The sequence below is a fragment of the Kribbella ginsengisoli genome (assembly GCF_039537185.1).
GTDB classification, from domain to species: domain Bacteria; phylum Actinomycetota; class Actinomycetes; order Propionibacteriales; family Kribbellaceae; genus Kribbella; species Kribbella koreensis.
Genome location: NZ_BAABAA010000001.1, coordinates 252,443 through 275,915, shown reverse-complemented (window position 1 = coordinate 275,915; position 23,473 = coordinate 252,443). Strand labels below are relative to the sequence as shown.

The following is a 23,473-nucleotide window of genomic DNA, read 5'->3' as shown; positions in this document are numbered from 1 at the left end:
CGCTAGCCGCGGTGACGGGCGAGAAACTCGCGGGTCGGATTGGTCGGCAGGTAGAAGGCCCAGGCGCCGTTCGAGAGCTCGCCGGCTGCGAAGAAGATCGATGGATTCTGGCCGGCGAGCTTGTAGACGGACAGGTTGTGTAGTTGTCCCGGGTACGACGGGTGCTCGACGGTGATGTTGCCGACTGTTACCGAGACCCAGTCGGCGCTCCATGGGTTGGCGCCTGCCAGGTCGACTGGGGCGCCTTCTTGGACGATTGCCTCGAATGTCCAGCCGTCGGTGAGGTCCATGGGGCTGAGTCTGCCTCAGAGGGTGACGTCGGGGATCTCGAAGGTCTGGATGGTGTTCGCTTCGAAGTAGGACCAGAAGCGGGTGCCGTGCATGGTGGTGTCCTGGTGGAACTGGTACCGCTCTGAGCCACCCGTGATGGTGGACCAGCGTGGGATGGCGGCGCCGTCGGTGGAGGGCTTGGTGAACTTGGCCAGGTCGAAGTCGAGGTACTGGGCGGTGCCGTAGTTGGTGGCGACGATGACGAGTTTGCGGGCGGAGGGGTCGTACGCCGCGATGGTGTTGCCGTTGCCGCCGTCGATGATGCGCATGCCGGGGCGGATGTGGCGGGCGTACTGGGCCAGGACGTAGTACTTCGGGTTGGCCTCGCCCGTGACTCCCCCACCGAGGTCATCGATCAGGCCCCAGCCCCCGCCGTCCACCACTTGCCAGTACACCCAAGCGGACGGGTGCAGCCAGCGGAAGTCGAGGTTGAGGTTGCTGGCCAGGCTCATCCCGGTGGCGTCGCTCTCGCCGTACTCCGAGTTCCACACCTTGCGGCCGGCGGCCTTCGCAGCGGAGTACAGGAGGTCCCGGCGGCCACCGCCCTGCTGGTAGCCGTGCACGTTGATGCGGCCGACGTTGCCGCGGGTAGTGCTGTCGAAGCTGTTCCAAGTGGACAGGGCCGAGTCATAGCCCCAGGAGTCGGACGCTGCGATCGGCATCCAGCCCAGGTCGCGGGAGTTCAGCTCTGCGCGCAGGTAGTTGATCACTGGGCGCTGGGTGGCCGGTTCGAAGTGGCAGCCCTCCTGGGAGCCGTCAGCCTTCCACCAGTTGCCGTCCGGCTCGTTGAAGGGCTCTACCGAGGTGAAGTCGACACCCCAGTGGTCGTGGGCGTAGCGGGCGACAGTGGCGAGGTACACGGCGTGCTGCTGGTGGTTCCAGCTCTGCAGGTTGTCGCCGCCGTTGGCCGCACCGGAGGGGTTGTGGTTCTGGCACATCCACCACATCGGTGAGTTGGAGAACAGCTCGATCCGGTTGACGCCACGGTCGCGCGCCTTCCACATCAGGTTGCGCTGGGCGCTGTCGACGTACCAGTTCCAGCTCGCCGACGACGGGTCCGCGCTGAACCAGTCGAGCCAGTAACCGTCGATCTGCCGGGGGTCGCCGATGTTGGGCGAGCGGACCATCGACTCGCCGTTGATCGGCTTGGTCGAGCAGGCGCCGGCGTTGTAGCGGGCGATGTTCAGCCCGAGCCCCGGCAACTGGGTCCCTTGGTAGTTCACGGTGTTCCGGGTGAAGAACACGTCGGCCAGGTCGTCGCGGTTGCCGTGCGCCTTGCCCCACCAGCACAGCGACGTCCCCCAGCCCTCCCACGCTCCCCAGTCGACGCGCGGATCGATACTGCTCGCGGCCGCGGCGGCCGGCGTTGTCTGACCGAGCACCGCCGCCCCCAACGGAGCGGCAACGATCGAGCCCAGCAAGGTACGACGACGCATGGCAGCCTCCAGGGGGCGGTCCGGGTAGCTAACTGCCCGCGACACTACTCCCACTGAAAGTAGTTGCCCATCTCCGCAACGGCCCTCGATCGCCCTGCGACCTAGGCTCTGCATTCATGAACGGATTCGCGCCCTACGACCCCGACTCGACCCGCCGAGCGGCAGCGAGCGCGATCTCGGTCCGGCCGGCCGTCGCCGCGGATCTCGCCGTCTGCGCCGAACTGATCGTCAGCCGGACCGGCGGGCCGGTGGAGAAGCGCCGGCTGATGTTGCTCGACGATCTCGAGCGAGAGGACCGGTACGTCGCGGTCGCCTGCGCGGGCTCTGAGGTGGTCGCCTACGGCGGCGTCTTCCACCACAACCTCACGCCTGAGCATCCGGCGGCGCCGACCGGCTACTACCTGGTCGGCCTGATCGTCGCGCCGGCCTGGCGGCGGTACGGGATCGGAGAGCTGCTCACACTCGACCGGATGCGATGGACGGCCGGGCGCGCCAGGGAGATCTACTACTTCGCGAATATCGGCAACGGCGCAACCCTCGACCTCCACGAGAGGTTGGGGTTCGTCGAGGTGACCCGTGACTTCACCTTTCCCAAGGCGCCGATGGCGCCCGGGGCCGGCGTACTGCTGAAGGCCTCGCTCAGTCGCTGAGCTCGGCCGGCTCGGCGACGACGTCGACCAGGGCGCCGTTGCGGACCGCGGTGATCTCGGTACGCCGGCCGATCGCGTCGGCGAAGAGTTGCCGCTGGAGGGACTGGGCGTCCCGCAGCGGAGTGCCGTCGACGGCGAGCACCAGATCGCCTTGCCTCAACCCCGCGTCGGCAGCTGGGCTGCCGGAGATGACCTCGACCACTCGCAACGCGTTCCGCTGACCGAAGCGCTCGGCCAACTGCGGGCGCAGCGGGGCCGGGGTGGTGACCAGCCCGAGGTACGCCCGGCGAACCCGGCCGTCGTGCAGCAGCGAGTAGATGATCCGCCGGGTCGTCGGATTCATCGGCACGGCCAGCCCGAGACCGATGCCCGCGACCGCCGTGTTGATCCCGATCACCCGGCCGTTGCCGTCGGCAAGCGCTCCCCCGGAGTTGCCCGGGTTGAGTGCCGCGTCGGTCTGGATCACGTCCTCGATGATCCGGCTCGCCGTCCCCGACCGGACCGGCAGCGATCGCCCGAGTGCACTCACCACTCCAGCCGTCACGCTGCCCGCCAGCCCGAGTGGATTGCCCACAGCCACCACGAGATTGCCGACCTTCACCTTGTCGGCGTCCCCGTACTCCGGCGGATCGGGGATCTCGCGATCAGCGCGCAACACCGCCAGGTCCGACAACCGATCCACCCCGATCACTTGCGCCTGCGCCGCCGTACCATCGGCGAACTCCGCCGTCGCGCTACTCCCGTCGCCAACCACATGCGCGTTGGTCAGCAGATGCCCGTCCCCCGTCAACACCACCGCCGATCCCGACGACTCCCCACGCCGGCCCTTCACCCGCAAACTGGCCACCCGCGGAATCAGCAACTCCGCCACTCCCGACACCACCCGCGAGTACGCGTCCAGCACGTCGTCATCCATCACCTCGCCACCTCCTGATTACATCATTACCCCGCAATCAAGCCGGCGGCGTCACCCACCCGATAGGGCAGGTAGGAATCGACGTAGATCCCGGTTCGCCCGGCCAGCACAGAGCTCGGGATCACGTAGATGCTGCCGTCGCCCAGAACGATGAAGAACAGGTCGAGAGAGTCGGGATCGTAAGGCATCTTCGAGGCTGATTTGTCGAGCGTGTACGGCCGCCGCCCGATCCCGACGCTCCACCGCCCCTTGCCGTTCGGCCGTACAGAGGTCTTGATCTGAACCCGCTGCACACCCGCCGCCGTGGTCACCAGGAGGTCATACACCTGCGGCTCCACCGGCAACGCAACCGCACACCCTCGCATCGCGAACCACGCCATCGCGATACCGGGCGCCGCGGCACTGAGCAGCTCGGGCCGCACCGGCAGATCGAACACCTCACCCGCCATCGACGCCCGATGCGGCGTCTTCAGGTGGCTGCAGTCCAGCTCGAGCCGCACGGCGTGACCTTTGATCCGCACCCGGTCCTGACCGCTGTCGGAGATCCCGAGGCTGACGAAGACCTCGCTCCAGCAGGTCGATCCCAGCAACGCTTGCCGAAGCTGACCGTCGGTCCACCGGCGTTGTCCGGTGAAGTGTCCGGTCTCCAGCTCGAGTCTGACGGCATGCCGCTTGATCGTGCGGATCACGCCTGCCGAAGTGTCCTTCAGTCCGAGGGCACGGGCGACCGCGCGCCAGGAAGTGTTGTCCTCAACCGCCTTCCGCAGTTGGGCATCGCCCCAGCCGCGCTTGTCCCCGATGGTGTTCATGGGGAGACAGTAAAGAGGGGCACCGACAGAATCGGTGCCCCACTTTTCGGTCGGGCTGACAGGATTTGAACCTGCGACCCTCTGGCCCCCAGCCAGATGCGCTACCAAACTGCGCTACAGCCCGAATTCGCCTGCCCAACAGGAGCAAGCGGGTAAACCTTACCCCATTCGGAGACCAGGTTTGACCAGGGGTCCTAGCGTTTCGGCTTCTTCACGCGGGGGCGGATCTGGACGTGGACGGGGCTGCCGACGAAGCCGAAGTCTTCGCGGAGGCGGCGTTCGATGAAGCGCTGGTACGACGGCTCGAAAGCGCCCGACGTGAAGACCGCGAAGGTCGGCGGCATCGTGGTCGCCTGGGTGCCGAAGAGGATCTTCGGCTGCTTGCCACTGCGGACCGGGTGCGGATGCGCGGCGACGAGACGACCGAGGAACGCGTTGAGCTGACCGGTCGGAACGCGGGTCTGCCAACCCTCGAGAGCCGCCTCGATGGCCGGGACGAGCTTCTCCATGTGGCGCCCGGTCATCGCGCTGATGTTCACCCGGGGAGCCCAGCGGAACTGCACCAGGTCGCGGTCGATCTCGCGCTCCAGGTAGTACCGGCGGTCCTCGTCGACCAGGTCCCACTTGTTGTAGGCGATCACGAGCGCCTTGCCGGCTTCCTCGACGGTGTTCATGATCCGCAGGTCCTGCTCGGTCATCGGCTCGGACGCGTCGATCACCACGACGACGACCTCGGCCCGCTCGATCGCGCTGTTGGTGCGCAGGCTGGCGTAGTACTCGTGCCCCTGCACGTTCTTCACCTTGCGGCGGATACCGGCGGTGTCGATGAAGCGCCACTGCTTGCCGCCGAGGACGATCTCCTCGTCGACCGGGTCGACCGTCGTACCGGAGACCTCGCTGACGACGACGCGGTCCTCCTTGGCGACCTTGTTCAGCAGCGACGACTTGCCCACGTTCGGCTTGCCGACGATCGCGACCCGCCGCGGCCCGCCCAGTTGAGCGTCCCGCTCGGCAGGTGCCTCCGGCAACGCGGCCAGTACGGCGTCCAGCATGTCGCCGGTACCACGTCCGTGCATCGCCGAGATCGGGAACGGCTCCCCGATGCCCAGGCTCCACAGGTTCATCGCCTCGGCCTCGACGCGCGCGTCGTCGACCTTGTTGGCGGCCAGTACGACGGGCTTGCCGGCCTTCCGCAGGACGCGAACCACTGCCTCGTCGGAGTCGGTGATCCCGACCGTAGCGTCGACCACGAATAGCACCGCGTCGGCAGCGTTGATCGCGACCTCGGCTTGCGCCGCCACCAAAGCAGCCATGCCGACCGCGTCCGGGTCCCAGCCGCCGGTGTCGACCAGCGTGAAGCCACGGCCGGCCCAGTTGGCGTCGTAGGAGACCCGGTCGCGAGTGACGCCCGGGGTGTCCTCGACCACGGCCTCGCGGCGGCCGATGATCCGGTTCACCAGCGTCGACTTGCCCACGTTCGGCCGGCCGACGATCGCCACCACCGGCAGCGGGCCGGTGTCTTCGCGGTCGTGGGTCGGCTCCGCGTCGAACTCGTAGCCGGTGGGCAGGTCACTCATCAGGATCCTTCTGGTCTGGCGCGCCCGGGAGCGGGTGGCCGGTGGCTTCGACGGCCGCCTGCACATGGGCCCGCAACACGTCGCCGATCTGGTCGGCAACCGCGCGTACGTCGACCTGCCTCCTGGGAAAGGATACGCGGTCAACCGTGAAGCTCTCGCCATATACCACGTCGACCCGGCTGCCGCGGGGCGGGAAGTGCTCGATATTGCCCCCTGGCTGCCGCGTCCCGAGCAGTGCCACGGGGAGGATCGGCGCTCCGGTGACCATCGCGAGGTAGGCCACTCCCCCGCGGATCCGGCGGAAATCGCCCGGGCCGCGGTTCCCCTCGGGATACACGCTCAGCGCCCGGCCTTCGCGCAGGATCTGGATCGCCCGGCGGATCGCCAGTACGTCGTACTGCGAGCGATCGATCGAGATCTGGCCGGCACGGTGCAGCAGGAAGCCCTGCACGCCCTGGAACGCCTCGACCTTTCCGAGCTGGTGCAGCATCCGCGGCGCGACCGCGCCGAGCAACGGACCGTCGAGCAGGCTGAGGTGGTTCGGCGCGATCAGTACCGGGCCGACGGCGGGGAAGTGCTCCTCATGGTGGATCGTCAGGTCGTAGCGCCGCCGCATGTAGGGCCGGACGATGTGACGCAGGACACTGCCCAGCCGATGCGGGATGGCCGGCAGATCGTCGGTCCGGGGCAGGTCTCGGTGCCCGGTCAGCTCGTCAGCAGTCATGAGTCCCGGTCGCGTGACGCGGCCTCAGCCTCCTTCGCCAGTCGGCAGATGACGTCGATGACCTCTTCCAACGTCAGACGGGTCGAATCGATTTCCACCGCGCCGTCGGAGGCCACCTGGAACTGCGAGACGGTCGAGTCGTCGGCGTCCCGGCGGACGATCTGGTCCCGCAACTGGTCGGCGGTGACCGCACCCTCGGCCAGCTCCGCCTTACGCCGAGCCATCCGGGCCTCTTGGTCGGCGGTGAGCAGCAGCTTCAACTCGGCGTGCGGCCACACCACAGTGGCGATGTCACGCCCCTCGACCACCGCTCCACCGGTCGGCTGGGATGCCTCGATCAGTTCCCGCTGACGCCGGATCAACTCGGCCCGTACGTCGAGGTTGGTCGCGATCTTGCTGACACTGGAGCTGATCCGGGGATCCCGGATCGCCTCGGTGACATCGACTCCGTCCGCCGCGAACTGCGCCCGCTGTGGATCGGTACTGATCGACAGCTGTACCGCGCGGGCCCGCTCCGCCACCGCCGCCAGGTCGTCCAGGTCGAGCCCGTGCTCCAGCGCCGACCAGGTCACCGCCCGGTACATCGCCCCCGTGTCCAGGTACTGCAGACCGAGCCTGGTCGCGACTCCGCGGGCCGTGCTCGACTTACCGGACCCGCTCGGGCCGTCAACAGCGATGATCATGGGCCGAAGATTACCGGTGCACGGACCAGCCACGCTCGGTCAGTACCTCCACCAGCTGATCGACCGACGCCGGCTTGACCGACAGCTCGACCTCACCGACCGGGCGGCCGGGGCTGTGGTCGATCCGCAGGTCCTCGACGTTGGCGCCGGACTCGGCCGCATCCGCGAACAACCGGGCCAGCTGGCCGGGACGGTCGGGGATGGTGACGAGCACCGGGACCAGGTCGATGTGCGGGGTGCCGTGCTTGCCCGGCACCCGGATCGCGCCGGAGACGCCGCGGTTCAGTACGGCGGTCACCTCGTCGGTCGCCTCTTCCTTGCCGAGGGCAATCAACAGCCGGTCGAGCTCGTCGCGGATCCCTTCCAGCAAGCCGCTCAGGGCAGGCGAGTTGGCCGAGACGATCTGGGTCCACAGGCCCGGATCGCCGGCCGCGATCCGGGTGACGTCGCGGACGCCTTGGCCGGACAGCTCGAGATGCGCGGCGGGCGCGTCGACCAGGGTGCCTGCGGCCAGCGACGACATCAGCTGGGGCAGGTGCGAGACGCGGGCCACGGCGAGGTCGTGGTCCGCGACGGACAGCTCGACCGTGCGGGCACCGGCGGCCTCGGCGAGGCGGCGTACCAGCTCTACCGCGGCGGGCTCGCTGGTCTCGTGCGGGGTGATGGCCCAGGTCGCGCCCTCGAAGAGGTCCGCCCGGCCGGCCAGTGGGCCGCTGCGCTCGGAGCCGGCCATCGGGTGGCTGCCGACGTACCGGGAAAGCTCCTCGGGCGACGCGACCAGAGCACGAGCATCGTGCAGTGGCTTCGACTTCACGCTGGCGGCGTCGGTGACGATCGCGTCGGTCTGCTGGAGCTGCTCCACGATGACCTCGCCGACGTGGTCCGGCGGTACGGCGACGACGACCAGTTGCGGCTCGATCTGGACCAGGCGCGAACCGGCCCCGATCCGCTCGGCCATCAGGGCGTTGTCCGGGTCGGCGTCGACGAGCTCCACGACGACACCGAGCCGGCCCAGCGCGAGGCCGATCGACGTACCGATCAGGCCGGTGCCCACGATGCGGACCGGGCCGCGCAGCTCGGTCACTGGGCGCCGGTCAGGTCGGGGCGCAGACTGACGGCACCGTGCAGGTAGACGTGCTGGATCTTCTCCCGCGACCGCGGCGAGTCGGCATGCACCATCATCCGGACCACCCGCGGCAACGCGTGCGGGACGTCGATCTCCTGCATGCACATCAGCGGTACGTCGGTCAGCCCGATCTGCCGGCCGGCCACCGCCGGGAACTCCGAGTGCAGGTCTGGCGTGACGGTGAACAGGATGCTGATCAGGTCCGCCGACTCGAGGTCGTTGGCCTCCAGCACGGCCCTGACCAGCTCGGCGGACCGGGCGAGCAGATGCTCCCGCTCGTCCACCTCGAGCTGGGTGGCACCGCGGATCGCCCGTACCGCCACAGCGTCTGCCTCCTCGATCGAATGCTTGTTCAGTCTCAACCCTAGGACAGATGGTCCAACTGGTGCGCAACCGTCTCGGATACTGCCCTCGTCAGCGCCTCGGCTGCCTCGACGGTCTGCTCCAGCAGGAGCGCGATCGTCATCGGGCCGACGCCACCGGGGACCGGAGTGATCAGGCCGGCCACCTCAGCGGCTTCCTCGAAGTGGACGTCGCCGACGTTGCCTTCGTTGTATCCGGCATCGATCACGACGGCTCCTGGCTTCAGCCAGTCGCCGCGGACGAAGTTGGCCCGGCCCACGGCCGCGACCACGATGTCCGCCGTCCTGACGATGTCGGCCAGGTCGCGCGTCTTGGAGTGCGTGTAGGTGACGGTCGCGTTCGATGCCAGCAGCAACATCCCGGCCGGCTTGCCGAGGATCGGACTGCGACCGATGACGACGGCGTGCGCGCCTTCCAGCGGTACGTCGTACGCCTGCAGCAGACGCAGGATGCCACCGGGCGTACAGGAGACGAAGCCCGGTTCGCCGAACGCCATCGCCGCGAAACCGTGCATCGTCACGCCGTCGACGTCCTTGCCCGGCGCGATCGCCTCGAACGCGGCCCGCTCGTCGATCTGCGCCGGCACCGGGTGCTGCAGCAGGATCCCGTGCACGGCCGGGTCAGCCGACAGCTTCTCGATCTCGGCGACCAGCTCCTCGGTGGTCGTAGCCGCAGGCAACACCACGCTCCGCGACCCGATCCCGGCCTTCTTGCTCCGGTTCTGCTTCATCCGCACGTACGTCGCCGACGCCGGATCATCGCCCACCAACACGGTGGCCAGACACGGCTGCACCCCGGTCTCCTCGACCAGCTTCTTCGCCCGCTCCCCCGCCCTCGCCACCATCTCGGCGGCCAGCTCGGTCCCAACCATCAACTTCGCGCTCAAGACTCACTCCTCCAGGCATCGACAGCTCAACTCGGATGCCCAGGCGCGCGGCTCAGCGATCAGACCGTTCCCCGGTGGTACCCCACCTCAGCGCCAGTCGCGGTCCACCGCAGAGTTTACTGCGCGAGTTGCTAGAGCAGGCCGGCGTGGTCGAGGGCGAGGTAGGCGGCGTCGGTGCCGGTCATCGTGCCGGAGGTGCGCAGATCAGTGCGGAACTCGGCCGGGGTGAGTTCCACCGGGACGCAGTCCTCGAACTCGTCGAGGGACTGCTTGCCGTTCGGGCGGCAGCCGTGGGCGATAGCGACGTACTTGCGGAAGGTCGACGACGAACCGGCCCAGAGCCAGCCCTTCACCTCGATGGACTCGCAGGTGTAGCCGGTCTCTTCCTCGAGTTCACGCCGGCCCGCGTCGGCCGGATCCTCGCCGGGGTCGATCAGGCCACCGGGCAGGTTGGTGACGATCTTGTCGGGGCCCGCGCGGAACATCCGTACCGTGACGATCCGGCCGTCCGGGGTCAGCGGCAACACGGTCACACCGGCCCTGATGTCCGCTCCGGACTCGGGGCCGGAGACGTCCCAGACCGCTTCGCGTCCATCGGGCAGCCGATAGCGGCGGACATTCACCGTGAGGAAGCCCTTGTAGCCGGGCGTCTCCCCCACCAGCACCCACGGCTGGGGATCGCCCGGACGTACGTCGTCCGCCCCCGGCGTGGAGCCAGGGGCGGACGGCAGGTTGTCCGTCACAGCGGGCGGTCGGTGTCCGGGTTCTCCGGCGGCGCGATCGGAGTGTCGTCCTCGGCGGGGGGCGCCACGGGGGCGTCGTCCGTCGGGGTGGCCGCGTCGCTCTCGTAGGAGCCGCCGTTGACGGTCTCCTCCGGCTCGTGCGTGACCGGTTCGGCCGGTGAGGTGTCCGGGCGCGACTCGGACAGGATCCGGGCCAGCGTGTCGTCCGAGATCCGCTTGAACTTGCGGACCTGGGTGCGGGTCCGGTCGAGGATGGCGACCTCGATCTGATCCGGCTCGAGCTGCCTCACCTCGGTACCGTCGTGGCCGAGCGCATCCACCGCGAGACGCAGCGCCCCCGCCAGCGAGATGCCCTCGGAGTAGTGCTCACCGACGTACTCCGCGACCTGCTCGGCCGGGCCGCCCATCACGGCGTACCCGCGGACGTCCGCGATCGAGCCGTCGTAGGTGAGCCGGTAGATCTGGTCCTCGGCCGTGCTGGCGCCGATCTCGGCGACCAGGATCTCCACCTCGAGCGGCTTCTCGCCACCGGAGGAGAAGATCGCGCCGAGCGTCTGCGCGTACGCGTTCGCCAGCGCCCGGCCGGTCACGTCGCGGCGGTCGTACGAGTAGCCCCGCATGTCGGCCAGCCGGACGCCGGCGATCCGCAGGTTCTCGAACTCGTTGTACCGCCCGACGGCCGCGAAGGCCATCCGGTCGTAGATCTCGGCCACCTTGTGCAGCGCCGGGGACCGGTTCTCGGCGACGAACAGGATGCCGTCGGCGTACTGCAGCGCGATCGCGCTGCGCCCCTTGGCGATGCCCTTGCGGGCGAAGTCGGCCCGGTCCCGCATCAACTGTTCGGGCGAGACGTAGAACGGCGTACTCATCTGGGGTGTCGTCCTCTATCAGTCGATGGTGGTCAGGTCAGCGGCGCGGACGGGCCGTCGGGACGCTCGTGCCGGGCGGCGATGACGGTGTCCACGATCGCGCCGACCTCCTCGGCCGGGAGCCGCCGGTAACCGTCCGCGGTCACCACGCCGACCACCGGGAAGATCCGCCGCAACATGTCCGGACCACCGGTCGCGGAGTCGTCGTCGGCCGCGTCGACCAGGGACTGGACCAGCACGGTCGCCACCTCGGACTCGGTCAGGTCCGGACGGTAGAGCTTCTTCAGCGCGCCCCGGGCGAACAGTGAGCCGGAACCGACGCTGTGGTAGCCGCCGAGCTCCTCGTACCGCCCACCGGTCGGGTCGTAGGAGTAGATCCGGCCGGCCTTCTGGTCGTGGTCGTAGCCCGCGAACAGCGGCACCACGGCCAGGCCCTGCATCGCCATCGGCAGGTTGCCGCGGATCAGCGCGGTCAGCCGGTTGGCCTTGCCGTCCAGGCTGAGCGTGGTGCCCTCGAGCTTCTCGTAGTGCTCGAGCTCGACCTGGAACAGCCGCACCATCTCGATCCCGAGCCCGGCCGTGCCGGCGAAGGCGACGCACGAGTACTCGTCGGCCGGGAAGACCTTCTCGATGTCGCGCTGGGCGATCACGTTGCCCATCGTCGCCCGCCGGTCACCGGCCATCACGACGCCACCGGGGAAGATGGCGGCGACGATGGTCGTGCCGTGCGGTACGTCCTTGCCGAAATCACCCGCCCCCAGGTCGCGCCGTCCGGGCAACAGGTCGGGCGCGTGCCCGGCCAGGAAGTCCATGAAGGACGAGCCACCTGGGGTCAGGAAGGCTTCCGGCAACCGGCCGGAGGCATCGAATGTCATCTAGCGGTTCACTCCCCACCCTTTTGCACGAAGCCGCGGACGAACTCTTCCGCGTTCTCCTCCAGCACCTCGTCGATCTCGTCGAGGATCGAATCCACGTCGTCGTCGAGCCGTTCCTTGCGCTCGGCCACGTCCTCACTGGACTTGGTCTCGGCGACCTCTTCCTCGGTCGACGAGCGCTTCGGCTGCTTGTGCTGCTGTCCGCCGTCTTTCGCCATGGCACACACCTCCTAGAACCGCTGTGGAGGACCGCCCAACCGGTCCTCTATAGCGACCCTACCCGGCAGCGCCCCCAGTAATGGTGCGAACCAGGTCACTCGCGGTGTCGCACTGGTCCAGCAAGGCTCCGACATGCGCTTTCGTGCCCCGCAGCGGGTCCAGCGTCGGGATCCGTTGAAGCGATTCACGGCCGGGCAGGTCGAAGATCACCGAGTCCCAGGACGCGGCGGCGACCTGACCGGCGTACTGCTGCATGCAGCGGCCGCGGAAGTAGGCGCGGGTGTCCGTCGGCGGGTGGGATACCGCCATCCGGATCTCCTCGTCGCTGACCAGCCGTTGCATCCGGCCACTCTTGACGAGTTTGTAGTACAGGCCCTTGTCCGGCCGCAGATCGGCGTACTGCAGGTCGACCAGGTGCAGCTTGGGGTCGTCCCACTCCAGCCCGTCGCGGTCGCGGTAGGACTGCAGCAGCTTGTACTTCGCGACCCAGTCGAGCTGGTCGGACAGCTTCATCGGGTCGGTCGCCAGCTGGTCGAGCACGCTCTCCCAGCGTTGCAGCACGTCCTTGGTCTGCCGGTCCGCGTCGTCGCCGTACTTGTCCTCGACGTACTTGCGGGCCTGCTCCAGATACTCCACCTGGAGCTGGACGGCGGTGATCTTGCGGCCGTCCTTGAGCGTCATCAGGTGCGTGCAGCTGGGGTCGTGGCTGATCTCGTGCAGCGCGTTGACCGGCCGGTCGACGGACAGGTCGTCGGTCAGCCAGCCGTCCTCGATCATCGCCAGCACCAGCGAGGTGGTGCCGACCTTCAGGTAGGTCGAGATCTCGGCCAGGTTCGCGTCGCCGATGATCACGTGCAGCCGGCGGTACCGGTCGGGGTTGGCGTGCGGCTCGTCGCGGGTGTTGATGATCGGCCGCTTGAGCGTCGTCTCCAGGCCGACCTCGACCTCGAAGTAGTCGGCCCGCTGGCTGATCTGGAAGCCGTTGGTGTTGCCGTCCTGGCCGATCCCGACCCGGCCGGCCCCGGTGACCACCTGGCGGCTGACGAAGAACGGCGTCAGGTGCCGCACGATCGACGCGAACGGCGTGGACCGGCGCATCAGGTAGTTCTCGTGCGATCCGTACGACGCGCCCTTGTTGTCGGTGTTGTTCTTGTAGAGGTTCAGCTGTGGCGCGCCGGGGATCTGCCGGGCCTGCCGGGCGCCCTCCATGATCACCAGCTCGCCGGCCTTGTCCCAGACCACCACGTCACGCGGGTTGGTGCACTCGGGCGCCGAGTACTCCGGGTGGGCATGGTCGACGTACAGCCTGGCGCCGTTGGTGAGGATGACGTTGGCCAGGCCGGTCTCCTCGTCGGTGAGCTGGCTGGAGTCGGCCACCTCCCGGCTCAGGTCGAAGCCGCGCGCGTCCCGCAGCGGGTGCTCCTCGTCGAAGTCCCACCGCGTCTTGCGCGCCAAGGGCTGCGTCTGGGCGTAGCCGTTCACCACCTGGCTCGAGGTCAGCATCGGGTTGGCCCCGGGCTGGCCAGGAACCGAGATGCCGAACTCGGTCTCGGTCCCCATGATCCGCCGAACACTCATGCGATCGAGCCTACGCGGTTGGGCGGACTAATTGCGTTGAAGTGTCCACAGGGTTATCTGTGAGACTTCGGAAATGGACGAACTGGTGGCTCTGCTGGACAGCGACGGCCGGGTGTGCGGGTCGGCGCCACGCTCCGTGATGCGGCGCGAGAACCTGCGCCACGGGGCCACCGGCGTACTGGTCCGGAACAGCGCCGGTGAGATCTACGTGCACCGCCGGACGCCGACCAAGGACGTCTACCCGCATCGGTACGACTTCGCGGCCGGGGGTGTCGTCGCGGCGGGCGAGGATCCGTACGACGCCGTCGTACGGGAACTGGACGAGGAGCTGGGCATCACCGGGGTCGAGCTGACCAGGCTGCCCGAGGGCGACTACGCGGACGACCACACCAGCTACCGCGCCTACCTGTACACCTGCGTCTGGGACGGCCCGGTGAAGCACCAGCCGGAGGAGGTCGAGTGGGGCGCGTGGATGTCACCGGCTGACCTGGTGGCCAAGTTCGACGAGTGGTCGTTCATGCCGGACACCGTCGCCCTGCTCGGCCCACTGGTCCGGACCTACGCGCTGACGATCGATGACAACGGCTGGGACAGCCGGGCGTGGCTTGACGGCGAGTGGCTCAACCGTGAGCCGCGTCGCGAGGCGGTCCGCCTGCGCCTGCTGGCCGAGACCACCCTGATGCCCTGGCTGGCCCCGCAACTCCCAGTACCGGTCCCAGTGCCCGAGCAGACGCAGTACGGCGTACGCCACCGCGTCCTGCTAGGTAGGCCACTCGAAGAAGGCAGTACTGCGCTCGGCCGCGAACTAGGCGAATTCCTCAGCGCTCTCCACTCCGTAGACCCGGCCGAGGCCGCAGCCCGAGGTGCCGTCGACGCAGCGACGGCCGCTGCAGCCAAGACGGTCTTCCTGGACGAGTGCCGCGCACAGGTCGTCCCGCTGCTCCCCGACCACGCCCGACAGACCGCACTCGAACTCCTGGCCCGCGTGGCGACCACCCGCACTGCACTGGTCCACGGGGATCTCGGCGACGAGCACATCCTCGTCCAGGACGGCCGGATCGGCGGCGTGATCGACTGGACCGACGCAGAGATCGGCGACCCGGCCCTGGACCTGTCCTGGCTCCTCAACGACGCCCCGGACGGCATAGCGACCGGCCTGGCCGAGACCTACGACGTAACCCCGGTACTACGCCAGCGCGCCCTCGACTGGCATCGCCTAGCCCCCTGGTACGGCGTCCACCGGGGCCTCCTGCTCGACCTGCCGGACGACGTGGAGAGCGGACTCGCGGAGATCCTGACCCGGTTGTGATGCAACCATCGGCGGACCGAGCGGTCACTCCCCGGTGTGAAGAACATCCTGACCGACGAGACGGAGCCCGTCATGGCGACCGGATCCGCAGGGAGCCCACCGGACCGTGAGTTGTGGGACCGGTTGCGGCAAGGCGACCGACACGCCCTCGGCGAGCTGTTCGATCGCTATGCGGACGATGTGCACGCTTTCGCGTTCCGGCGTACCGCCTCGTGGAACACCGCGGAGGACGTCGTCCAGACCACGTTCCTCAACACCTGGCGCCGCTTCCAGCGCAACCCACCAGGCCCGCTGACCGCTCCGAGCGCCCGTGGCTGGCTGCTGGTCGTCGCAGGTAACGAGTGCCGCACCCTGGCCCGCACAGCCGCCCGCTTCCGCAACCTGCTCGACCGCCTGCCCGACCCCGCGCAAGGGTCCGACCACGCCGCCGACGTAGCTCGCAGACTCGACGACGAGCGCCAGATGTCCCGCATCCGCCAGGCGGTCGCCAAACTCCCCCGCCACGAACGCGAAACCCTGGAACTGGTCGTCTGGGCCGGCCTCACCCAAGCGGAAGCCGCCGACGCCCTAGGCGTCCCCCTAGGCACCGTCAAGGCCCGCCTCCACCGCACCCGCCGTCGTTTCCCCGACCTGCTCGACCGCGACGCGCTCTCCGAGGAGACCTCATGAACACCCGACTGGAGCCGCCGCGCGTACCGCCGCTCAGTCCGGCCCAGCGCAGCCGCCTGCGCAACCGCGTGATGGATACCAACCGCCCACCGTCCAAGGGCATCCGCCGCTGGGCCGTTCCTGCCCTCGCCGTCGCCGCGACATTCGCGGTAGTCGCCGGCACGCTCGTAGCCGTCGACCAGCACAGCGGCTCGAGCAAGCCCGACGTACCGCCGGCCGGCGACCCCGGCATCGTCAACCGCGACCTCGGCCCGGCCACTCCCCAGCAGGTCAAGGCGGCGATCAAGGACTGCATGATCCCGCACAGCCGGCCGCTGCAGACCGTGTGGAGCCGCCGCGTGTTCGGAGAGGGCGGGCCCGCAGACACCCCAGGCACCATCGTGCTGGTGCGCGAGCCTGCGCCGAGACCGACGGGTCACCCGCCGCTGTCGTTCTGCCTGGCGCCGGTTCCCGTGGCCACGGGCCACGAGGAGAGTGAGATCGCCAAGATCCCGACCGCCGCCCAGGGCATCCTGATCATCGACCGCACGACGGCCGTCAGGCCGCCGTCCATCCCGCCCGGCCGGGTCGGCCCGTCCGGGAAGCTGCCCCCGGATGGTCCGCGCAGCAGCAACGCCGGAGCAGAGGTGGGCACATCCTTGATGCGGGTCCGGCCTGGGATCGCCCGCCTCGAGTCCCGGTTCGTCTGGACCGGCGGTGCGGGTCCGTGGACCGAAGGCGCGGTCGCCGACGGGTTCGGGTTCACCCAGAGCGTCGTGGACACCGGCGCAACACCCCGCGCCCAGCAGCGCGAGGAGTTCCGGGCCTTCGACTCCAGCGGAAACCCGGTGCCGTTGCGGTACTAGTGCTGGCGGCCGATGAAGCGGGAGATCGAGCGAGCGAGGTTGATACCCACCAGGCCGCCCCAGCAGATGACGATGGCGAAGGCGCCTTCCTGGGCCGCGGCGATGGCGGTGATCGGGATGCCGGCGGTGACCGAGACGATCGCGAGGGCGAGCCCACCGGGGTCGCCCTCGCGGCTCGGCTTCGGTGCCTGCACCGGCGGCGTGGCGAGATGCTGGGCGGTGTGCGCATCGAGCTTCGAGAGGAACCCCTCTATCACCTCGAGCTCGTACTCCGGCCCCAGCTCCTGCCGTGCCGCCACCGCGGCCCGCAGGTCCTTGCGAATCTCGTCCGTCGCCATACCCGTCAAGGTACGACGCGAGCAGGTCGCTGCCTATCGGGGAAACCCCCTACCCGCCCCTCTGACGATCACCGGCGGCGATGCGGCACCCGCCCGTCACCGGAGGCCCAGAAGTCCGACACGACCTCCACCCGGCCGTTGCCGTCGTCGGCGACCAGCACCGCCCGGTGGTCGCCCTCGAAGTCCATCAGGTCCGCGAAGACCTCAGAGCCGGTACCAACGCGCTGCCCGTCCAACTCCCAGTGCAGCTGCTCATCCGCCAGCGGCCGGCCGAAGCAGTCCGTGGCGAGTGCCCACAGCCGTACCAACGAACCGGCCCGCACAGTCGCCCCCGACGCCGGTGCGAGGATGGAGGCCTCCGGTGGTCGTCTGGGTACGTCGAGCCGCGTCCACTCGCTCACTGCCGTGTCGAAGCCGTCCGAGATAATCACCTGCACTAGCGCCGACCCAGCCTGCAGTGGGGCCACCGGTACGGTCGCCTCGCCCGCATCGAGCGCACCGGCGAGTACCTGCCAGGTCTCCCCCTCGTCGGCCGACCAGCGCAGCAGCCGGAGCACCTTCTCGGCGTACACCTCCTCCTGCCAGGTCAGACGCACCCAGTCACCCTCCACAGCGCCCTGCAGGCCCTCTACTCGCGGCGGAGCACCAGCAGGCTCCCGGATCCACGTCTCCTCCTCGTCCCGCACGATCCGCAACGTAGAGCCTCGCGGCGGCTCCGGTATCACCGCACAGATCACTCCGGAACTCGCTGGATCACCGCAACCTCCACTGCATCCGCCGCAGCCGCCCTGCCCATCCCCACACGCGGCAGTCTCGACCACCTGCACCGGCGCAGTAGCGACGATCCGCCCCACGTCGTCAATCAGATCGAGCCGCGTCCCCGGAAGACTGCTCCCCAACGCCGCGACAGTCGTCTCCAGCGTCAGCACGTGCTCGACCTCGATCTGGCCGTCGACCAGCCGCCCGAACACCATCAACGTCAGCACCGGACTCTGCAGATCGACCACCCACGGTGGCGGCGGGTCCGGGATGTAGTGCGGGATCGGCCCGTCCAGATCCAGCTCCACATTCGGCGGCCGCATGTCACCAGGCCCCGGGATCCAGGTCGGGTTCAGCGCGGAATGCTGCAGCATCCGTTGGTACTGATAGAGCGACGGCCACCGCGGATTGCAGTACGACATGAAGTCGCGCCCGACCGCCGGCGAGATGATGGTCGGCCCGGCCAGGTCGAAGCCGTACTCGCCGATCGACGCCATCTTGCTGGTCTCCGAGTCGTACGGCTCGTACGCCGGATAGTTCAGGTCGACCTTGGGATCGTTGGTCAGTCCGCACGGTGCATGCCTGAAGTCGAGCACGTGGCCGAATTCGTGGCCCATCGCTTCCTGGGACCCGACCGGCCCGGCGCCGAGTCCGGCTCCACCGCCTCCGCAACCGCCGGTACCGTCGCGCGGGATCGCGCTCGGCAGCATCCCGTAGTACAGCCAGCCGGGCTTGTTGCCGTCGGCCATCTTCACCAGGTAGAGCCAGGCCAGCAAGCTGTTCCAGACGTCCGGGCACTTGCCTTTGACGATGCCGCCGGTCAGCGGCACGAACCAGTTCATCTGGCCGGCGACCGAGAGCTCGGGCGTCTTGGAGACCGGGTACCAGTCCAGCGTCCGCCGTACCGTCGACTGCAGGTCGGCCAGCGACGGCGCCGGCAGGTCGACGTGGTTGCCCGCGATGTCGTCGCCCGAATAGTGGACCGGAATCATCCGTACCTTGAGCGTCTGGAGCAGGCTCGCGTTCACCACCTGCGTGTACTCCGCCACCTGGCGGCCGCTGACCGCGGACACCTTCAGCCGGAACGTCCCACGCATCTGAGCAGCCGGGATGACGAAGTTGAGACTGTTCGCCAGCGACCCGCGTTCGGTCGCATAGTCCGGATCGGCAAGCGCTGTCACAGACCCCGGCATCTGCTGGACCAGCGACCCGGCATCCACCCAGACCCCGTACCGCATCTTCTGCACCGTCACGCTCGCCCGCACATTGGGCACATCGTTGAACACGCCGTGCACGAACACCCGCACGTACGCCGTCTTGTCGGCGACCAGCTGAATCGAGTTGTCCGGACGATGATCGTCCGAGTCGGTCAGGTGCTCGGCGGCGTGCCGGTACTGGATCACCTGCGTGACCTCGACGCCGTCGATGAAGAACCCGGTCAGGAACGGCCTGAGCCAGTCGGCCCGCGCCACCTGCTGAACGATCCCGGACATGCTGAACCTGGGCATGCTCGCCCACCCCCTGTAGCCCTCCCCCAGGCCCTTCCCCTTGGAGCCTAAGAAAGCACGACCGGGCGGCCAACGCAACAGCCGCCCCGGTCCGACATCGCGGACCGGGGCGGCTGCGGTTGGAGCTGGTTACAGGTACTGACCCGTGTTGGTGGCCGTGTCGATCGACCGGCCCGGCTCGGTGCCCTGCTTGCCGGAGATGAGCGTCCGGATGTAGACGATCCGCTCGCCCTTCTTGCCGGAGATCCGGGCCCAGTCGTCCGGGTTGGTCGTGTTCGGCAGGTCCTCGTTCTCCTTGAACTCGTCGACGCACGCCTGCAGCAGGTGCTGCACCCGCAGGCCCTTCTGCTTGTCGTCCAGGAAGGCCTTGATCGCCATCTTCTTGGCCCGGTCGACGATGTTCTGGATCATCGCGCCCGAGTTGAAGTCCTTGAAGTACAGGACCTCCTTGTCACCGTTGGCGTAGGTGACCTCGAGGAAGCGGTTCTCGTCGGCCTCGGTGTACATCCGCTCGACCGTGCGCTGGATCATCCCGTTCACGCACGAGGCCCGGTCGCCACCGAATTCACTCAGGTCCTCGGCGTGCAGCGGCAGGGTCGTCGTCAGGTACTTCGAGAAGATGTCGCGCGCCGCCTCGGCGTCCGGCCGCTCGATCTTGATCTTCACGTCCAGCCGGCCCGGCCGCAGGATCGCCGGGTCGATCATGTCCTCACGGTTCGAGGCACCGATCACCAGGACGTTCTCGAGGCCCTCGACACCGTCGATCTCGCTCAGCAACTGCGGGACGATGGTGTTCTCGACATCGGAGGAGACGCCGGAGCCGCGGGTGCGGAACAGCGAGTCCATCTCGTCGAAGAACACGATCACCGGCATGCCCTCGGAGGCCTTCTCCCGGGCCCGCTGGAAGACCAGGCGGATGTGCCGCTCGGTCTCGCCGACGTATTTGTTCAGCAGCTCGGGGCCCTTGATGTTGAGGAAGAACGACCTCTGCTCCGCCACCCCGGTCCGCTCGGCGACCTTCTTGGCCAGCGAGTTCGCCACCGCCTTCGCGATCAGCGTCTTGCCGCAGCCGGGCGGGCCGTAGAGCAGCACACCCTTCGGTGGCTTGAGCTCGTGCTCAAGGAACAGGTCCTTGTGCAGGTACGGCAGCTCGACCGCGTCCCGGATCGCCTCGATCTGGCCGGCCAGACCACCGATCTGGGTGTAGTCGATGTCCGGGACCTCTTCGAGCACCAGCTCCTCGACCTCGGACTTCGGGATCTTCTCGTAGACATAGCCGGAGCGGGGCTCCAGCAGCAGCGAGTCGCCGGTCCGCAGCGCGATGTCGAGCAGCGGCGAGGCGAGCCGGACGACGCGTTCCTCGTCGGCCTGCGCGATCACCAGTGCCCGCTCGCCGTCGGCCAGCAGCTCCTTCAGCATCACCACGTCGCCGACGACCTCGAAGTCGCAGGCCTCGACCACGTTCAGCGCCTCGTTCAGCATCAGTTCCTGGCCGAGCCGGAGCCCGTCCAGGTCGACTGACGGGCTCGCGGCGACGCGGAGCTTGCGGCCCCCGGTGAACACGTCCAGCGTGTCGTCGTCGTTGCGGCCCAGGAAGGTACCGAAACCGGACGGCGGTTGCGCCAGCCGGTCGACCTCCTCCTTCAGGGCGATGATCTTCTCTCGGGCCTCGCGCAGTGTTTCCGCCAACCGCTCGTTCTGGGCGGTCACACTCGACAAGGACGCCTGGGTTTCGGACAGTCTGCTCTCGAGCGACCGGCTGTCCGCCGGGTGCTCCAACAACCTCCGCCGCAACGCTGCGACCTCGGCCTCCAGGTAACGGACCTGGTTACGCAGCTCTGCCGCGGTAGGACTCTCGTCTCCAGCCACGATCATCACCTCACCATGTGGGGCTCGACCCTATGGACCTTACCCAGAAAAGCACGCCGAGCAAGCTGAATCCCATCACGTGTCGGTTGCGGATGAATCGGTTGTGCCCGGCGTGTCGGTGGGTGTATCGGACTTGCGCGGCCCGGAATAGTCGTCGCCGTACGCGCCCGGGGCCGGCCGGCGCTTCTTCCGCGGCGCCTGGACGCCGTGCGCCATCCGTCGAGCCGTGACCAGGAAGGCCGTGTGGCCTTGCATTCGGTGGCCAGGACGGACCGCCAGCCCTTCGACGTGCCAGTCGCGCACGAGCGACTCCCAGGCCCGCGGCTCGGTGAACTCGCCATGGGCCCGCAGCGTCTCCACAACCCGGCTCAGCTGGGTCGTGGTGGCCACGTACGCGCAGAACACCCCACCCGGCACCAGGGCACCCGCAGCGGCGTCGATGCACTCCCAGGGGGCCAGCATGTCGAGCACGATCCGATCGACGTCCTCTTCCTCCAGCGACTCCACCAGGTCGCCGACGTGCAGCGTCCAGGCCGGGTGCTCGGCGCCGAAGAAGCCGGTGACGTTCTTGCGGGCCACCTCGGCGAAGTCCTCGCGGCGCTCGAACGAGATCACCTGCCCATGGATGCCGACCGCCCGCAACAGCGCCGTGGTCAGCGCGCCCGACCCGGCGCCGGCCTCGACCACCTTCGCGCCCGGGAAGATGTCGGCCATGGTCACGATCTGGGCCGTGTCCTTGGGGTAGATCACCGCGGCACCACGCGGCATCGACACCGAGTAGTCCGCCATCAACGGCCGCAGCGCGAGGTACTCGACCCCGCCCTTGGACCGGATCGTCACCGCGTCGGGGCCGTCGATCAGCTCGTCGTGCTCGATCCCGCCCTTGGTGGTGTGGAAGATCTTCCCGCGCTCGAGGAACACCGAGTGCCGGCGCCCTTTGGAGTCGGACAGGGTGATCCACTCACCGGCCTGCAGCGGCCCGTGGTGCACCCCGGAGAAGGAAGCATCAGGAAAATCACGAAGATCAGACATAAGGCGCTCACCCTACTTCGCCACCCCGACAAGCCGAGAATGCCGCCGATGCCCCTCCAGCTGACCCGTCAGCAAGCAGTAGCCCACCACCTCTCCGTCAACCACCTCAGCACCCGCCTGCCAGCCGGCTCGTACGCCGAAGCCGCCCGCTACGGCCTCCAGGACACCGCCCCACGTGACGCCCTGGTTGCGCTCCACGCCCGGGTAGATGCCTGCGAGCCGTCTGCGTGGGAGCACCCCGACCTGACCCAGACCTACAGCCCCAGAGCGGCTGTGTACGTCCTGCCGCGCGCGGACTTCGGCGTCTTCACCGTCGGTCGCCTCCCGCTTGATCCGGAGGCGCTCAAGTATTGGGAGACGGCCGCAGACACCATCTGCCGGGATCTGGCCGGCACAGAGGGCCGCAGCGGGGCTCCGGACCTCAGAGGCGCCTGCGCGACCGGCCGCATAGCGTTGCGCTGGACGACCAGTGCCCTGTACTTCCGTGAGGTCCCTCGCCCCGAGATCGATTTCATGGCCGCCCACCGCGCACTCTGTCGCCTCCACGTCGAGGCGTTCGGCCCGACGACCCCAGCCGCCTTCGCTTGGTGGTCCGGTCTCTCACCCAAGGACGCCCGCGAGGTCTGGGGCCAATTGGAGCTACTGGAGGTCGCCCTGGACGGTCACCGCGCGTGGATCCTGCCGGAGGCCGAGCAGGCCGTCCGCAACCCTCCGGAGCCGACCGGTGCCCGCTTCCTGCCTACCCCCGACCTTCGCCTGCTCGGGCAGGACCGCCACGGCCTCTTCGTCGGGCCAGGTGGCAGCAAGCACCTACCGCTGTACGACACCTTCCACCCGAACGGCCTGCTGGCGGACGGGCGGCTGGTCGGCATGTGGGGTCGCCGGGACGGCCGGATCGACGTCAAGCACGTCGGTCCGCCGGCGGCCGGGGTTCGAGCTCAAGTTGAGGTCGAGGCCCTGTCCATGCCGATTCCGGGCGCTGAGATGACGCTGAGCATCACGGAGTACTGACCAGCGATGCGGTGGACGCACTGGCGGCGCCGGCGTGGTTGCTGGGCACCAGGGTGCTGTGGTTCGCGGTATCCGCGGAGGGGTCTGAGCCAAGGGGGTACTTGGCAAGGCCGGTCGTGTCGCGGGGCTGGGATCGCGAAGTGGTCGGATTTGGTTGCTGGAGGCAATGGCCGGAGTGGCGCGCACGCGTAACCTTGGCGGGCAAGCGCTTACCCCGGCGTGTCGGGGCGGTCGGCAGGGGTTCTGCGTGCGTGGCGGTCCGGCGGCGCGCTCGCCGCGGTGGGACAGGCGGGTTGGCGGGGATCGTGCCGTCCATGGGGTGATCCGGGCGCTACTTGCGGGCAGGCGG

Annotated in this window: 24 protein-coding genes, 1 tRNA gene and 1 riboswitch; of the genes, 5 read left to right on the top strand and 20 right to left on the bottom strand. The window is 68.6% G+C overall.

Translation table 11 applies throughout. The annotated features are described in order from the left end of the window. Positions 1–2: 2 nt before the first annotated feature. The gene (locus ABD768_RS01130; protein WP_344836339.1) at positions 3–290 is read right to left on the bottom strand and encodes a hypothetical protein; all 288 of its coding nucleotides are present in this window, start codon (positions 288–290) and stop codon (positions 3–5) included. A 15-nt stretch (positions 291–305) separates the two neighbouring features. Then, positions 306–1,766 (bottom strand): glycoside hydrolase, encoded by a 1,461-nt coding sequence (locus ABD768_RS01125; RefSeq protein ID WP_344836336.1) that lies wholly within the window; start codon positions 1,764–1,766, stop codon positions 306–308. Between the two features lie 116 nt (positions 1,767–1,882). Between ABD768_RS01125 and ABD768_RS01120 the strand changes: the two genes are divergently transcribed. Next, positions 1,883–2,416: a GNAT family N-acetyltransferase gene (locus ABD768_RS01120; RefSeq protein WP_344836332.1), complete on the top strand. Its 534-nt coding sequence runs from the start codon at positions 1,883–1,885 to the stop codon at positions 2,414–2,416. Here ABD768_RS01120 and ABD768_RS01115 read toward each other — a convergent pair. The 14 genes from ABD768_RS01115 to dop form a co-directional block, all read right to left on the bottom strand. Beyond that, positions 2,406–3,332 (bottom strand): S1C family serine protease, encoded by a 927-nt coding sequence (locus ABD768_RS01115; RefSeq protein ID WP_344836329.1) that lies wholly within the window; start codon positions 3,330–3,332, stop codon positions 2,406–2,408. The genes ABD768_RS01120 and ABD768_RS01115 overlap by 11 nt on opposite strands. A 26-nt stretch (positions 3,333–3,358) precedes the next feature. Further along, positions 3,359–4,141, bottom strand: a complete 783-nt coding sequence (locus ABD768_RS01110; RefSeq protein ID WP_344836326.1) for a group I intron-associated PD-(D/E)XK endonuclease — start codon at positions 4,139–4,141, stop codon at positions 3,359–3,361. A 50-nt stretch (positions 4,142–4,191) separates the two neighbouring features. Next, a tRNA-Pro gene (locus ABD768_RS01105) sits at positions 4,192–4,265 on the bottom strand. Positions 4,266–4,335: 70 nt separating this feature from the next. After that, the gene (der, locus tag ABD768_RS01100) at positions 4,336–5,718 is read right to left on the bottom strand and encodes a ribosome biogenesis GTPase Der (protein WP_343972463.1); all 1,383 of its coding nucleotides are present in this window, start codon (positions 5,716–5,718) and stop codon (positions 4,336–4,338) included. After that, positions 5,711–6,442: a lysophospholipid acyltransferase family protein gene (locus tag ABD768_RS01095; protein WP_344836323.1), complete on the bottom strand. Its 732-nt coding sequence runs from the start codon at positions 6,440–6,442 to the stop codon at positions 5,711–5,713. The genes der and ABD768_RS01095 overlap by 8 nt, the downstream gene beginning before the upstream one ends. After that, positions 6,439–7,125, bottom strand: a complete 687-nt coding sequence (gene cmk / locus ABD768_RS01090; protein WP_344836320.1) for a (d)CMP kinase — start codon at positions 7,123–7,125, stop codon at positions 6,439–6,441. Before cmk ends, ABD768_RS01095 begins: the two co-directional genes overlap by 4 nt. A gap of 10 nt (positions 7,126–7,135) precedes the next feature. Then, complete coding sequence (locus ABD768_RS01085) at positions 7,136–8,209, bottom strand: prephenate dehydrogenase (RefSeq protein WP_343972472.1); 1,074 nt, start codon at positions 8,207–8,209, stop codon at positions 7,136–7,138. Continuing rightward, entirely contained in the window at positions 8,206–8,574 is a 369-nt protein-coding gene (gene aroH, locus ABD768_RS01080; protein ID WP_343972475.1) for a chorismate mutase, read from the bottom strand. Before aroH ends, ABD768_RS01085 begins: the two co-directional genes overlap by 4 nt. 41 nt (positions 8,575–8,615) lie before the next feature. After that, complete coding sequence (locus ABD768_RS01075; protein WP_344836316.1) at positions 8,616–9,500, bottom strand: bifunctional 5,10-methylenetetrahydrofolate dehydrogenase/5,10-methenyltetrahydrofolate cyclohydrolase; 885 nt, start codon at positions 9,498–9,500, stop codon at positions 8,616–8,618. A gap of 30 nt (positions 9,501–9,530) precedes the next feature. Then, positions 9,531–9,611, bottom strand: a riboswitch (ZMP/ZTP riboswitch). 20 nt (positions 9,612–9,631) lie between these two features. Continuing rightward, complete coding sequence (locus ABD768_RS01070) at positions 9,632–10,243, bottom strand: NUDIX hydrolase (protein ID WP_344836313.1); 612 nt, start codon at positions 10,241–10,243, stop codon at positions 9,632–9,634. Next, on the bottom strand, positions 10,240–11,112 hold the full coding sequence (gene prcA, locus ABD768_RS01065) for a proteasome subunit alpha (protein WP_343972484.1): 873 nt from the start codon (positions 11,110–11,112) through the stop codon (positions 10,240–10,242). Before prcA ends, ABD768_RS01070 begins: the two co-directional genes overlap by 4 nt. A gap of 32 nt (positions 11,113–11,144) precedes the next feature. After that, positions 11,145–11,987: a proteasome subunit beta gene (gene prcB / locus ABD768_RS01060; RefSeq protein ID WP_343972487.1), complete on the bottom strand. Its 843-nt coding sequence runs from the start codon at positions 11,985–11,987 to the stop codon at positions 11,145–11,147. Between the two features lie 8 nt (positions 11,988–11,995). Continuing rightward, positions 11,996–12,205 carry a ubiquitin-like protein Pup gene (locus tag ABD768_RS01055; RefSeq protein ID WP_328324267.1) on the bottom strand — a complete coding sequence of 70 codons (210 nt, stop codon included), beginning with the start codon at positions 12,203–12,205 and terminating at the stop codon, positions 11,996–11,998. Positions 12,206–12,263: 58 nt separating this feature from the next. Continuing rightward, complete coding sequence (gene dop, locus ABD768_RS01050) at positions 12,264–13,784, bottom strand: depupylase/deamidase Dop (RefSeq protein WP_343972490.1); 1,521 nt, start codon at positions 13,782–13,784, stop codon at positions 12,264–12,266. A gap of 73 nt (positions 13,785–13,857) precedes the next feature. Between dop and ABD768_RS01045 the strand changes: the two genes are divergently transcribed. The 3 genes from ABD768_RS01045 to ABD768_RS01035 are packed head-to-tail and all read left to right on the top strand — an operon-like array spanning position 13,858 to position 16,607. Next, complete coding sequence (locus tag ABD768_RS01045; protein WP_344836307.1) at positions 13,858–15,093, top strand: phosphotransferase; 1,236 nt, start codon at positions 13,858–13,860, stop codon at positions 15,091–15,093. Between the two features lie 36 nt (positions 15,094–15,129). Further along, a complete protein-coding gene (locus ABD768_RS01040) occupies positions 15,130–15,762 on the top strand; it encodes an RNA polymerase sigma factor (RefSeq protein ID WP_343972496.1) in 633 nt (210 codons plus the stop codon). Then, on the top strand, positions 15,759–16,607 hold the full coding sequence (locus ABD768_RS01035; RefSeq protein ID WP_343972498.1) for a hypothetical protein: 849 nt from the start codon (positions 15,759–15,761) through the stop codon (positions 16,605–16,607). The genes ABD768_RS01040 and ABD768_RS01035 overlap by 4 nt, the downstream gene beginning before the upstream one ends. Here the strand turns inward: ABD768_RS01035 and ABD768_RS01030 are convergent. The 4 genes from ABD768_RS01030 to ABD768_RS01015 all read right to left on the bottom strand — a co-directional run bounded on the left by ABD768_RS01030 (position 16,604) and on the right by ABD768_RS01015 (position 22,113). After that, entirely contained in the window at positions 16,604–16,945 is a 342-nt protein-coding gene (locus tag ABD768_RS01030) for a hypothetical protein (RefSeq protein ID WP_343972501.1), read from the bottom strand. The two genes, ABD768_RS01035 and ABD768_RS01030, sit on opposite strands and share 4 nt — an antisense overlap. A gap of 68 nt (positions 16,946–17,013) precedes the next feature. Then, positions 17,014–19,212, bottom strand: coding sequence for a hypothetical protein (locus tag ABD768_RS01025; RefSeq protein ID WP_344836303.1), 2,199 nt, complete (start codon positions 19,210–19,212; stop codon positions 17,014–17,016). A gap of 129 nt (positions 19,213–19,341) precedes the next feature. Beyond that, positions 19,342–21,087: a proteasome ATPase gene (arc, locus tag ABD768_RS01020; RefSeq protein WP_343972507.1), complete on the bottom strand. Its 1,746-nt coding sequence runs from the start codon at positions 21,085–21,087 to the stop codon at positions 19,342–19,344. A gap of 69 nt (positions 21,088–21,156) precedes the next feature. Further along, positions 21,157–22,113, bottom strand: a complete 957-nt coding sequence (locus ABD768_RS01015; RefSeq protein WP_343972510.1) for a tRNA (adenine-N1)-methyltransferase — start codon at positions 22,111–22,113, stop codon at positions 21,157–21,159. Between the two features lie 48 nt (positions 22,114–22,161). Here ABD768_RS01015 and ABD768_RS01010 point away from each other — a divergent pair, with 48 nt between their 5' ends. Further along, the gene (locus ABD768_RS01010; RefSeq protein WP_344836300.1) at positions 22,162–23,124 is read left to right on the top strand and encodes a DNA glycosylase AlkZ-like family protein; all 963 of its coding nucleotides are present in this window, start codon (positions 22,162–22,164) and stop codon (positions 23,122–23,124) included. The last annotated feature ends 349 nt before the right edge of the window (positions 23,125–23,473 follow it).

What these genes read in the sequence shown, in the direction of transcription:
- ABD768_RS01115 (WP_344836329.1), bottom strand. Translation starts at nt 3,332, where the DNA reads ATGGATGACGACGTGCTGGACGCGTACTCGCGGGTGGTGTCGGGAGTG.
- cmk (WP_344836320.1), bottom strand. Translation starts at nt 7,125, where the DNA reads ATGATCATCGCTGTTGACGGCCCGAGCGGGTCCGGTAAGTCGAGCACG.
- prcB (WP_343972487.1), bottom strand. Translation starts at nt 11,987, where the DNA reads ATGACATTCGATGCCTCCGGCCGGTTGCCGGAAGCCTTCCTGACCCCA.
- arc (WP_343972507.1), bottom strand. Translation starts at nt 21,087, where the DNA reads ATGATCGTGGCTGGAGACGAGAGTCCTACCGCGGCAGAGCTGCGTAAC.
- ABD768_RS01010 (WP_344836300.1), top strand. Translation starts at nt 22,162, where the DNA reads ATGCCCCTCCAGCTGACCCGTCAGCAAGCAGTAGCCCACCACCTCTCC.
- ABD768_RS01120 (WP_344836332.1), top strand. Translation starts at nt 1,883, where the DNA reads ATGAACGGATTCGCGCCCTACGACCCCGACTCGACCCGCCGAGCGGCA.
- ABD768_RS01025 (WP_344836303.1), bottom strand. Translation starts at nt 19,212, where the DNA reads ATGCCCAGGTTCAGCATGTCCGGGATCGTTCAGCAGGTGGCGCGGGCC.
- ABD768_RS01015 (WP_343972510.1), bottom strand. Translation starts at nt 22,113, where the DNA reads ATGTCTGATCTTCGTGATTTTCCTGATGCTTCCTTCTCCGGGGTGCAC.
- ABD768_RS01035 (WP_343972498.1), top strand. Translation starts at nt 15,759, where the DNA reads ATGAACACCCGACTGGAGCCGCCGCGCGTACCGCCGCTCAGTCCGGCC.
- ABD768_RS01045 (WP_344836307.1), top strand. Translation starts at nt 13,858, where the DNA reads ATGGACGAACTGGTGGCTCTGCTGGACAGCGACGGCCGGGTGTGCGGG.
- ABD768_RS01055 (WP_328324267.1), bottom strand. Translation starts at nt 12,205, where the DNA reads ATGGCGAAAGACGGCGGACAGCAGCACAAGCAGCCGAAGCGCTCGTCG.
- ABD768_RS01125 (WP_344836336.1), bottom strand. Translation starts at nt 1,766, where the DNA reads ATGCGTCGTCGTACCTTGCTGGGCTCGATCGTTGCCGCTCCGTTGGGG.
- dop (WP_343972490.1), bottom strand. Translation starts at nt 13,784, where the DNA reads ATGAGTGTTCGGCGGATCATGGGGACCGAGACCGAGTTCGGCATCTCG.
- prcA (WP_343972484.1), bottom strand. Translation starts at nt 11,112, where the DNA reads ATGAGTACGCCGTTCTACGTCTCGCCCGAACAGTTGATGCGGGACCGG.
- der (WP_343972463.1), bottom strand. Translation starts at nt 5,718, where the DNA reads ATGAGTGACCTGCCCACCGGCTACGAGTTCGACGCGGAGCCGACCCAC.
- ABD768_RS01095 (WP_344836323.1), bottom strand. Translation starts at nt 6,442, where the DNA reads ATGACTGCTGACGAGCTGACCGGGCACCGAGACCTGCCCCGGACCGAC.
- ABD768_RS01110 (WP_344836326.1), bottom strand. Translation starts at nt 4,141, where the DNA reads ATGAACACCATCGGGGACAAGCGCGGCTGGGGCGATGCCCAACTGCGG.
- ABD768_RS01130 (WP_344836339.1), bottom strand. Translation starts at nt 290, where the DNA reads ATGGACCTCACCGACGGCTGGACATTCGAGGCAATCGTCCAAGAAGGC.
- ABD768_RS01030 (WP_343972501.1), bottom strand. Translation starts at nt 16,945, where the DNA reads ATGGCGACGGACGAGATTCGCAAGGACCTGCGGGCCGCGGTGGCGGCA.